6 protein-coding genes are annotated in these 7,427 nt (G+C 69.1%); 1 reads left to right on the top strand and 5 read right to left on the bottom strand.

The genetic code is table 11. From position 1 onward, the window contains the following. Positions 1-164 precede the first annotated feature (164 nt). A complete protein-coding gene (locus ACRDSQ_RS09300; RefSeq protein ID WP_431420437.1) occupies positions 165-980 on the top strand; it encodes a class I SAM-dependent methyltransferase in 816 nt (271 codons plus the stop codon). A 40-nt stretch (positions 981-1,020) separates the two neighbouring features. Here ACRDSQ_RS09300 and ACRDSQ_RS09295 read toward each other — a convergent pair whose 3' ends face one another. The 5 genes from ACRDSQ_RS09295 to ACRDSQ_RS09275 all read right to left on the bottom strand — a co-directional run. Next, on the bottom strand, positions 1,021-2,082 hold the full coding sequence (locus ACRDSQ_RS09295; RefSeq protein WP_431420436.1) for a GNAT family N-acetyltransferase: 1,062 nt from the start codon (positions 2,080-2,082) through the stop codon (positions 1,021-1,023). Further along, complete coding sequence (locus ACRDSQ_RS09290) at positions 2,082-3,053, bottom strand: GNAT family N-acetyltransferase (protein ID WP_431420435.1); 972 nt, start codon at positions 3,051-3,053, stop codon at positions 2,082-2,084. The genes ACRDSQ_RS09295 and ACRDSQ_RS09290 overlap by 1 nt, the downstream gene beginning before the upstream one ends. A gap of 16 nt (positions 3,054-3,069) precedes the next feature. Further along, on the bottom strand, positions 3,070-4,581 hold the full coding sequence (locus ACRDSQ_RS09285; protein ID WP_431420434.1) for a glutamine synthetase family protein: 1,512 nt from the start codon (positions 4,579-4,581) through the stop codon (positions 3,070-3,072). Then, complete coding sequence (locus ACRDSQ_RS09280; protein ID WP_431420433.1) at positions 4,578-5,960, bottom strand: amidase; 1,383 nt, start codon at positions 5,958-5,960, stop codon at positions 4,578-4,580. The genes ACRDSQ_RS09285 and ACRDSQ_RS09280 overlap by 4 nt, the downstream gene beginning before the upstream one ends. Beyond that, the coding region (locus ACRDSQ_RS09275) for a hypothetical protein (protein ID WP_431420432.1) at positions 5,953-7,427 on the bottom strand (1,475 nt) is incomplete at its 5' end. The genes ACRDSQ_RS09275 and ACRDSQ_RS09280, both read right to left, overlap by 8 nt.

Here is a 7,427-nt window from a genome sequence, read left to right as displayed (position 1 = left end):
CTTCCCGCTGATGCGTTTACCGACGATCGAGGGCACGTTTAGGTAATACACCCTGGATGCTGGATTCTCCAGTGCCAGCAAGGACGACACGCCAAACGATCAAGAAAGCCAGGAAGGTCCGGCTAGCGCCGACGGGTAATGGCGATCACGGGGAGAATGGCCGTATGACGCTCGAAGACGAACAGCGCGCCCGATGGAACGGGGTCGCGGGCAACGCCTGGGTCGAGGCGCAGGGGTTGCTGGACGGCCTGTTCCGGCCGTTGGAGGACCTGCTGGCCAAGGAGGTCGCGGGCAGGCGGCGGGTGCTCGACGTCGGCTGCGGGACCGGCGGCACGACCGTCGCCATCGCCCGCGGCGGGGCCGAGTGCGTCGGGGTCGACGTCTCCGCGACGATGATCGCCGCCGCGCAGGCGCGGGCTGAACGCGCGGGCGTCGACGCACGGTTCCTCATCGCCGACGCCGGATCGCACGAGTTCGCGCCCGCCACGTTCGACGCCGTGGCGTCGCGCTTCGGCGTCATGTTTTTCGCCGACCCGACCGCGGCGTTCACCACCCTGCGCCGGGCCGCGGCCGACGGCGCCGCCCTGCGGATGATCGTGTGGCGCGACATCACGGAGAACCCGTTCATGACCACCGCCGAGACCGCGGCGGCGCCGCTGCTGCCAGACCTGCCCGCCCGCGACCCGGATGGGCCGGGCCAGTTCGCCTTCGCCGACGCGGGCAAGGTCGAACGCATCCTGTCCGACGCGGGCTGGCGCGACCCGGACCTACGGCCGGTGGACGTCGAGTGCGTGTTCCCGGAATCCGAACTCGTCGGCTACTTCACCCGGCTCGGCCCGGTGGGGATCGCACTGAGCACCGAGGACACCCAGACCCGCGAGGCGGTGGTCGCCGCCGTCCGTCCCGCCTTCGCCCCGTACGTACACGGCGACGAGGTCCGGTTCACCGCGGCCTGCTGGCTGGTGAGCGCGACCGCCTGATCGGCCCCTGCCTCGCCGCGGGGCGGCGGACCGACATGGTTCAGAGGCGTAGCTCAGCGGCCTGGTAGGGGTACAGCAGACAGCCGCGACGGCGCTTGGCGTCCAGCGTCCCGTAACCATAGGACAGCTGCGTGATTCCCTTGGCAGGCGCGAGTTCCGCCGGTTGGTAGAACATGCACGAGAAGTAGCCGTAGTCGGCGTTCGGCTCACCGTATGCCGTTCCGGTGAGCATCACCGTCCACTCGCGACCGTCCTGGATGAACAGACTGAAGCTCACCAGCCGATCGCCGTCGCTGACGGTGAACACCGTGATGTCCTCGGGGTCGACGTACTGCCGGATCATGTCGAAGATCGCCGCTTGGTCGGCCCGGTTGACCCCGCCATCGTACTTGGCGATCAGCCTGCAGCGCAGGTCCAGCAGTTCCGGTTCATCGTCGGCCAGCGCGCGGATCCCGGTCACCAGACCGCGTTCCCGCATGCGGTTGAGCTCACGCTTGACCTCGTCGCGATACTTCTTCGGCAGCGACTTCAGGTATCCGGGGAAATCCGACCAGGTGACCGGCATGTCGCACCGCTGTCCCATCAGGGAGGTGGCGAAACCGGCGTCGGCCAGCGCGGCAACCAACGGGTCCGCGCGCGGGGTCAGGTAGAGCACCGCGATCGACGCGATGCCAGTGGACTTGGCCCACCCCACCAGCCCGTCGACGAACTCGCGCAGCCCACTCGGGTCCGCCGTCTGCGTCCCGACCGGGAACGTGCCGTAGTACGGATACATCAACATCAGACACGGGTACACGGTGTCCGGATCGAGGTCGCGTGGCCACGGATGGTCCTCGGCGGTGAACAGGCCGAGGTCCGCGGTCCGCCCCGTCAGGATGTGCCACGGGTCCCGACGCGGGACCGCGGCGGGTGCGGGCAGCACCGCTCCGCCCATCGCCACCTCGCACGTCCCGTCGGCGCCGCGCAGCGCGAAGGTGTGATAGGGCCCGGGAAACCAGGACTGGCCGAAGTTGATCCACCGCGCTCGGCCCAGCGCCGAGCAATCGCCCGCCGCGCCGTCCCAGTCGTCCGGCAGGCCTGGTGTGACGGAGAACCCGCCCATCACACGTCCACCACGTACGCGCTCAGTTCCTGTGGCACCAAGCCGTAGCGCATCTTGAACTCGCCGTTGCGCCTGCCCGCCTCCAACCGAGGCAGCCCAAGCTCATAGCCCAAGCGCATGAACGACCCCCACATCAGGTAATACGGACTGAATGTCAGCTTGGTCTCGCGGTCATACCCCAACGCCCACGCGTGCATGCGGGTTTCGTCGGTGAAGACGATGGCGAAGCCGAGCAGTTTGTCGTCCAGGGTGATCTCGATGATCCGCGCGTTCGGCGTCTCGGCCAGGAACGCCGCGAGCTTCTCGGCGTCGTAATAGCCCGCCGAGCCGACCCGTACCATGGTGACCTCGAGCAGGTTGAGCTTTTCGACGTCCTCGTCCGGCATCGCCATTCGGGACACGATCTTCACGCCCGCTTCGGTGGCCCGCCGCCAGTGCCGGTTGTACTCGCGGCGATCGGCCGACTTGATCGACGCGAGCAGCCCCTCCTCACTGCCGTACTTGGCCAGGTCAAGCCAGTAGCGGGTGTCCAGATGGATGCCGTCGACGCCCGCGGCAGCCAGCGCGTCGGCGCTCGGCGAACCGTCGGCGACGTTGATCAAACCGGTCCGGCTCAGACCGAGCGACCGCGCGACGTCCTTCATCGCCGCCAGCAGCTCCGTCGCGATCTCCGGTGTCGCCTGCGCGGCGACGAGCCTGGTATCCGAGCAGTGCCAGACATTGCTGAGCAGCGCGTGCTCCCCGGCAGCCATGCCGAATGCGCCAAGCGGGTCGCCCTGTACGAAACACGGGGCGAACGCCACGACGGTGTCGTCCTCGTCGAGCAGCTCGATGTAGTAGCACCCGTGCACCGGCTGGATCGGGAACCGTTCGTAGGCGCGCATGAACTCCATCGAGTAGTTCATGTTGGCACCCGACGCCTGGACCACGGCCGCGGTCCCCGTGCTGAGATCGTCGACGCTGCGAACCACCCGCCTGCGGTAGCCGTCAGAAGGTGCTGAAGTATTCACGGTGCTCCCATTCGGTAACCAGGTCATCCTGGGCGGGTTCCACTTTAGCGAGCCACTGCACGTAGCGTGTCCACTCGCTTGCCTTCAGTGCCAACAAGCACTGATGCAGCTCGGGCCCCAGGGCCTGGCGATAAAGGGTGCTCCCACCGAAGGCCGCCATGGCCTCCTCCAGGTCCTTCGGCAACGCCTCGGCCGTGGCCGCGTGCGGGTCGTCCGCCCGAGGACCGGGGTCAAGCGATCGGCCCACGCCGTCCATGCCCCCGCTGATCTGACCGATGAGGTAGAGGTACGGGTTGGCGGTCGGCTCGCCGATGCGGTTCTCCACATGGCAGGCGGGATCACCATAGGCGCCCAGGACACGCAGGAACGCACCACGGTTCTCGGTGCACCAGGCGATGCGGTCCGGCGAGAGCGAGAAGCCCTCTTGCATCCGGCGGTAGCCGTTGACCGTGGGAACGGACAGCAGGCTGGAGGCGGGCGCGTGCTCGATCAGGCCGCCGAGGTAGGCCATGCCGGTCGGTGACAACGCCGCCCCGCCAGGCTCGGCGACGAACAGGTTGCGTCCGGTCGAACGCTCGGCGAGGGACTGGTGCAGGTGCCAGCCGCTGGGGTCGAACCCGGCCAGCGCGGGCAGCGCCATGAACGAGGCGTGGTGGCCGTCGCGGGCCAGGATCTGCTTGGTGATCGTGCGCACCAACAGCATCGCGTCGGCCGCGGCCAGGCCGGGCATCGGGTTGAAAGTGAACTCGATCTGCCCTGGTCCCGACTCGTGCTCTATGCCGCGCAGCGGCAGACCGAGGGCGACAAGCGCGTCGAGCACCGGATCCAGCGTCGGCATCAGCGCGTCGAGCAGGCTGTCGGAGTTGAACTGGTAGCCGCCATTGACCGCTGCCACCGCGGGCGGGTCGCCCTGAACCCCGAAGCCACCGATCTGGGCCGGTCGACCCCCGTCGGTGTAGCGGGTCAGGTACCACTCGACTTCCAGTCCGACAACGAACTCCAGGTCGCGAACGGCGAGCGCGTCGACCTGGCGGCGCAGCGCGGCGCGGGCGGAGAGCGGGTGTGGAGTGCCGTCGCGCAGGTACTCGTCGCCGATCACCCAGCCGGTCGGGCGCCCGGTGTGCGGAAGGACCCGAAACGTCGTCGGGTCCGGGACCACGATGAAGTCGCCCGCCCCGGTGAGTTCGTCGACGCCGATACCACCGCCCGCGGCGAAGAAGTCGATGGCGACCGCATGGCCGGTGTCGAAGACGAACGGGCCGGGGCTGAAGTCCATTCCGTTGCGCAGCACCGTGGCGAAGACAGCGGCGCTGATCACCTTGGAGCGCGCGATGCCATGTGGGTCGGCGTAAACCACACGCACGAACTCCAGCGACTCAAGCGCCGTGCTCACCTCGTCAGCGGCAGCGCGTTGGGCCTCGGTCCAGAGTCCATGTCGGGCAACGAAATCGACGCTGCCGGTCGCGGACGTCAGGTAGGTCTGACTCACGGTCGCACTCGGTCCTTCCTGGGGTCGCGGCCGCGCCACGGCCGGTGTTGTTCGAACTGTTCGGCAAGCCGCACGAGGTTCTCGTCCGCGCCGTGGCGAGCCACCAGTTGCATGCCGACCGGGTATCCCGCCGCGGTGAACCCCGCGGGCACGGAGATCGCGGGATGTCCGGTCAAATTGAACGGATAGGCGGCTCGGCACCAGGCCAGCCAACCGAGGCCATCGCGGTCCTCCCCGTCGTCCGGGCGCCACGCGTCCACGGCGAACGGCTCGATCCACACTGTCGGCATGGCCAGGACGTCGAACTCCACCAGCAGCCGATCGACGGACTGACGCAGCGCGGCGCGGCGGGTCGTCGCCCGAGCCAGGTCGGCGGCGGTCAACGTCCGGCCGTGCCGCACCACCCGCATCCGGTGCGGATCCGACGCTGCGTCGTCGGCTTCGTCCTGGCAGGCGTCGAAGGCGGCGAGAATGGTTACCAGGTCGGCGTAGGGGTCGGCGAACGGAATGTCCACCTCGGACACCTCCGCCGCGAGCGTTGCCGCGGCCGCGCGGGCCACCCGCTCCGGCTCGGTGGGCTCGACCGGCCAGCGCAGCCACGCCACCCGCGGCCGGTCGGTGAACTCCGGGGCTGGGGGCGGCGGCGTGGAGAACGGATCGTGAGGGTGCGGGCCGCTGATCACAGTCGCGACCACATCGGCGGTGGCCACGTCGCGGGCGATAGGGCCGATGTGCGAGAGGCCCTCCGGACTCACGGGTACGTACGGCGCCCGGCCGAAGGTCGGCTTGAACCCGACCACGCCGCACAACGCCGCGGGCACCCGGATCGACCCGGCCCCGTCAGTGCCCAACGCCGCGACACCGATGCCCGCGGCAGTGGCCGCGGCGGCTCCGCCACTGGACCCCCCCGCGCTGCGTCGCGGGTCCCATGGATTGGCCGCGGGTGGCCCGATGGGGTTGACCGTGCCCGCACTCCACCCGCCTTCGGAGGTGGTGGTCTTGCCGATGATCACCGCGCCTGCCTGCTTGATCCGCGCCACGGCGGGCGCGTCGCGGTCGGGAATCCACCGCACCGTGTTCGCGGAGCCCCGCGTGGTGCGCACCCCCGCAGTCGGGGTGAGATCCTTGATCGACAGCGGGATGCCCAACAGCGGGTGGCCGTCCCACGCCGCGCGGCCGAGCTCCCGGATGCGGCGCTCGGCGTGGCGGGCCTGGTTCATGGCCATCTCGGTGGTGACGGTGACGAAGGCGTGCAGCGTGGGCTCGAGATCGACCAACAAGGCCAGTGTCGCACCGGCGAGTTCCGTAGGGGAGAGCTCGCCGGTGGCGTACCACGCCTTGATCTCCGCCGCTGTGGCGTTCCGCAGTGCCTCATCCATGGACGCGCCGGTACCAGTCTTTCCCGAAGTCGGTCACGACCGGCGCGTACGCGGACATCGCCTGATACAGACCACGCAGCACATCGGCCGCGGCGATCGCGTGGCGCAGGTCCTCCACGGTGAACGCGGGCGCACCGGTGCGCATCAGCCGCAAGTCGTAGAGGCCGGGCAGCGCTCGCCCGTCGTAGGTGATGCCGAACGGGACGCGGATCGCGTAGCGGACACCGAAGACGACGTGACCCGTGTGGTGCTGATCGGACCACTCGGTCACATCGGGCATCGTGGGAGCGAAGAACCAGTCGTCACGGCCCGGTTCGCGTTCCACGATCCCCAGCGTGTGCGGCAGGTAGTGCCAGGTGTTGAACCGCATCCGCGCGCTGTAGGCGGCCACCGCCTTGGCCAAGCCGGCGCGGTCGTCGCCGAAGCGGTCCACGAACGCCGCGCGTGGGGTGACACAGCAGTAGAAGTCTCCGGTTCCCAGCGCCAATGGGTCGGCGTCACCGTGGTCGACCCGTAGCGGGTCGAACCGCTCCGGACCGCGGCTCATCGACACGTCGGCGTCGAACGACTCCGCGGTCACGGACAGCAGCGCGTGCAGCACGCTCTCGAACATGGTGGTGAATGGGTCAGCCGCGGGCGCGTCGATGATCCGGGCCGCGAACTCGCTCCATAGTGGACCGAGCTCGGCGATACGTTCCGGCAGCGTCACACCCAGCGTCGTCGAGAGATGCTCGCGCAGGCTCATGGGCAGATCGCTCAGCAGGACCGGCGCGCCCATCAGGTGCTCGACCTTGTGCAGATTGAGACCGTTGATGACGCGGTACGGCTTTTTGCCCGCGTCGACAGCGCACTGCCGCAGTCGCGCGCACTCAAGCGCCCGGGACTCCAACTCGGCCAGGTCCGCGGCGGGCGCGGCGGGCATGGCTCCCCCATATGAGCTGATCCGCTCGGTGACGAACCGGTCCACAATGGACGGAACAAGCTGCGCCCCGTTGAACTCCTCGGCGCGCACGGGCGGCCCGGACAGCAGCACGGCGTTGAGGCAAGCCACAAAGCAGGCGTCCTCCGGCGTCCAGCCCGACACCGGCACATCGCGCAGCTGGTTGAACAGCGACCGCCGGTCCCCCACGCCCATGGACTTCCCAGGCAGCGTGCCGAGCTTGCCGAGATTGGAGTACAGCCGGTCGTTGACGTGGATCAGCACCGGCGCCATGTGCACGAGGGTGAACTCGATGCGGTCCAGCCGCTCGAGCACCTCCTCGCGGGGCAACGACGCAAGCTGTGCGTGTACGGCGGCCAGGCTCTGCGCCGTGGCCGCCGACTCAGCCCGTACCCTGGCCTTGATGTCGGCATCGCTCAACGCACCCCATTGCAGGGCGCCGAGTGGGTAAAGGTCCGCCGGATCGGTTGCGCCGTCGAGGCGAACCAGGAGTCTTCCCGCGCCGGTGAGTACCAGGCGGTCGTCGC

The sequence above is a fragment of the Actinokineospora sp. genome (assembly GCF_050699995.1).
GTDB lineage: Bacteria > Actinomycetota > Actinomycetes > Mycobacteriales > Pseudonocardiaceae > Actinokineospora.
Note: the sequence above shows the minus strand (reverse complement) of the source record. Positions and strands in the feature narration are given on the sequence as shown.

Coding starts and splice junctions, on each gene's coding strand:
- ACRDSQ_RS09295 (WP_431420436.1), bottom strand. CDS start 2,082: ATGGGCGGGTTCTCCGTCACACCAGGCCTGCCGGACGACTGGGACGGC.
- ACRDSQ_RS09300 (WP_431420437.1), top strand. CDS start 165: ATGACGCTCGAAGACGAACAGCGCGCCCGATGGAACGGGGTCGCGGGC.
- ACRDSQ_RS09280 (WP_431420433.1), bottom strand. CDS start 5,960: ATGGATGAGGCACTGCGGAACGCCACAGCGGCGGAGATCAAGGCGTGG.